A 3,607-nucleotide genomic window follows, 5' to 3' on the forward strand; every position below is an offset into this window, starting at 1 on the left:
TGCCGTAAACTGTCTGTTTCATCGTTGATGGCGTAAAGAAATAGGCGAATCACTTTCTTAAAGGTCAACTTTTTCGAATAACGATTGAACGCTTGAATGTTTTCCTGTGCTTTGACACTTAGATTTTTAAGATTAATGTACGAAAACCATTTATTTATGGTCATTTTTGTTTTATACTTATCCATGTTGTGGTCCTTTGTATTGGTCTTGGATAAGTCATCCAACCCCAGTATAAAGGATTTTTTACTGTCATGGAAGAAGCACTATTTTTAATGCAACACTAGTGAATAAAGGAAAGAGCTTCATTGAAATTGACAGTATTTGCTTAGCAGTAACTGGTGGTCAGCCCCATTTTTAAGTGTCACTCTATACCTATTGAAACCCTTTCTTGTTTTGATAATGAGTAGAGTATAAACAACATATATAGTTTAGCTAAAAGGAAGACTAATGAGGCTATGATATGTGAAAAATTATTATAAAGAAGTATCGAGTGAAATAAGAATAGAAAGGCTACCGCTGTAAGAATGATATAAAAACTATGATTGAGACTATACTTTTCTTCACTCCTTTTATCCTTTATTTCCTGAAAGATCATAATAGATGATTCGAGTATCTTGTGACAGAGCATAAATTGGATCAAGAATAACACAACTGGAAAAAACAACCAGATAGAGTGGTTAGATGAGGCAGATGGATAAAAAAGAAGCCTTGCTGTATATATTAGCGATGAAATAATTAATAGGACTCCTAAAAGCTTTAACTGTGGAACTCCTCTCTTTTGTCTCTTGTTTCCCCAGTCAACAAAGGCATTCATGACAACGATCCATCCTATAACTTCCGGAAGAATAGTAACCGCTCCGATAGTCATATGAAAAGTCGTTATGACGAATCCCCAAAATAATTTTCTATAGATATTATCCATCAATTGACGCCTCTCTCATTTACAAATTTATAAATATTAGAGACGCTATATTCAAGACGCGTATCATTTAAATTTAAAATGGGGTATTCAGAGTACGTCCCATTTTCATGCTTAAAAGACATTAAAGGCTGGATTGAGAACAACCTATCATCGCTTAACTCCTCTCCAGTAGGAGCGATTTCAGACGAGACTGTTAAATACTCTCCTTGCTTAAATTCTTTCCCAACAGCATCTGAAATGGGTTCCTCATTTATTTTTATTTCCAGTCTATCCTTAAACCTACTCAACAACGGACTTTCAATCGAAGACAGAGTTATATCTTCTGTTACTAAAAATCGTGAAAGAGATTGTCCGTCAGAAGAAGAGGAGACATACTGATGATTGAGTGCATCCATTGCGTTAGGCTGCTCTCTTAAGTGAATTTCTCCAATGTTGGTTATAAGTTCGTTTGAATCATCGAATAGTACTCTCACGTCTGACAATTCTATTTCATTTATACTCATATCTTCAGGGAGATAGCCGATTTCCCAATTGACATGTCTGATGCTGTAAGGTCCAACACCATATCCCAATGTATTCATTTGATTCTCTATGTATTGACCATCCATTCCTTCTTGATGTTCTGAAGCATAAATTTCGATGTCAGGATAATCTAAAAATTCTAAACCTACAACGACTCGGCTATCATTCCGATTAGTAATATAGCTGAAAGGGAGGGGGTTAGCTAGACTACTATTGCTTTCTCTATTCACTGGTGCTTCATAGTAATGTTTCATAAAAACCGGTTTATCCAGCCGTAAGTGGGATAGAAGCAAGTAGCTAGATACAATAAATAAACAAACGGTTACAGTAACACCCAAAAATAATTTGTTATTTCTTTTCATTCAGAGTCCACATCCTATCATTTATCTGCTTGAAGAATAGCATAAGCGAGTCATCTTTACTACACTAAAAAAAGCTCGGGCAAAGCCCGAGCCCGGGAGTTTGACAGTTGAAACGAGGAAAAAGTGACAGAAAGCCTATAAGGGCTTTATTTTTTTGTCAAATTCACTTCTTTATTATTGCGTACGATTTCGTACAATGATATAATAAGCTTATTAAACTAAGATATGAGGGATTCCTATGCGCGTGAAAAAGAGCCAATCAAAACATTCTACCTCCTATATGATTATTAAAGACGTTTATGTTAACGGAAAGAAAACCACAAAAGTGGTTGAAGCCCTAGGAAACGATAAAGAGATTTTAGAAAAACATCCGGGAGTCGATCCGTATGAATGGGCCAAACAATACGCTAAGACTTTGACCGATAAAGAAAAAGAAAAAAAGGCTAAGATTGTAGCGAAATTTGATCCCCATAAACCCATCTCTAAAAATGACCAACGGTCATTCAATGTCGGGTATTTATTTTTACAATCCCTTTATCATCAACTAAAGCTGGATAAGGTCTGCCGCATCATTTCAGACAAACACAACTTTTCTTATGACTTAAACACGATACTCTCTCGACTGATTTATATGCGTATACTGAATCCCCGGTCAAAGAAAGGAACGTTTGAATGCGCGCAAGATTTACTTGAAGCGCACGAAGTAGAATCCCAGCACATTTATCGTGCCCTAGATGTTTTAGCCGAAGAATCAAATACTATCGAAGAAATGGTCTATCAGAACAGTTTAGAAATTGTGGAACGTAACCAACAGGTATTATATTACGATTGCACGAATTTCTATTTTGAAATTGAAGAAGCCGAAGGTTTAAAACAATACGGCATGTCTAAAGATAATCGCCCCAACCCCATTGTTCAAATGGGACTGTTCATGGATGGAAACGGACTGCCCCTTTCTTTCGTGATTCACTCAGGCAACCAAAATGAACAACCGACGTTAAAGCCATTGGAAAAGAGAATTATACGCGATTTTAACTTGTCCCAATTTATTGTCTGTACAGACGCTGGACTATCCTCTCATGACAATAGACTCTATAACTCTTTTGGAAATAGAGGATTTATTACGACTCAGTCCATTAAACTGTTAAAAAAGCATTTAAAAGAATGGGCATTGGATACCAAGGGCTGGCTCCCCGTAGGGGAATCGCATCGGTCTGCCCGTAAAATAAATCTGGAAGATTTGGATTTAGAAAAAGATAAAGGACACTATTATAAAGAACGCTGGATACATGAAAATGGATTAGAACAGCGATTGATTATCACTTTTTCTCCCAAACATAAACGCTATCAAAAAGAGATTCGCAGAAAACAGATTGAACGAGCTATGAAGAAAGCCGATAACCCGAGTCAATTAAAGAAAAAACGTCCAACAGATTTCAAGCGTTTCTTAAAAGAGACACATGTCACTAAAGAAGGCGAAATCGCTAAGGACTTTCAAGTCACAGTAGATCAAGAGAAGATAAAAGAAGAAGCAAAATACGATGGTTTATACGGTATCTGTACAAATGTATCGGGGGATTCGGAAGAGATACTTAAAATATCTCAACGGCGCTGGGAGATTGAAGAAACCTTTCGTATTCTGAAAAGTGAAATGCGTGCACGACCGGTTTTTGTTCGAAAGGATGACCGGATTAAAGCACATTTCCTCACTTGTTTTCTTTCATTACTGGTTTATCGTATTCTTGAAAAAAAGTTAGATGAAGCCTATACCTGTCCTGATATCATTGATACACTACGCAAG

Annotated in this window: 2 protein-coding genes and 1 pseudogene; 1 reads left to right on the forward strand and 2 read right to left on the reverse strand. The window is 36.6% G+C overall.

Translation table 11 applies throughout. The annotated features are described in order from the left end of the window. A pseudogene (locus ABDZ53_RS06610) lies at nucleotides 1-185 on the reverse strand (IS4 family transposase); the annotation flags it as partial. A 736-nt stretch (nucleotides 186-921) separates the two neighbouring features. Then, nucleotides 922-1,806, reverse strand: coding sequence for a hypothetical protein (locus ABDZ53_RS06615; protein WP_343754846.1), 885 nt, complete (start codon nucleotides 1,804-1,806; stop codon nucleotides 922-924). Nucleotides 1,807-2,044: 238 nt separating this feature from the next. Here ABDZ53_RS06615 and ABDZ53_RS06620 point away from each other — a divergent pair. Then, on the forward strand, nucleotides 2,045-3,607 hold a 1,563-nt coding region (locus ABDZ53_RS06620; protein ID WP_343754848.1), incomplete at its 3' end, for an IS1634 family transposase.

Source organism: Alkalibacterium iburiense, from assembly GCF_039521845.1.
Lineage (GTDB): Bacteria > Bacillota > Bacilli > Lactobacillales > Carnobacteriaceae_A > Alkalibacterium > Alkalibacterium iburiense.

Excerpts from the sequence above, each read along its gene's own strand:
- ABDZ53_RS06615 (WP_343754846.1), bottom strand. The coding sequence starts at position 1,806 with ATGAAAAGAAATAACAAATTATTTTTGGGTGTTACTGTAACCGTTTGT.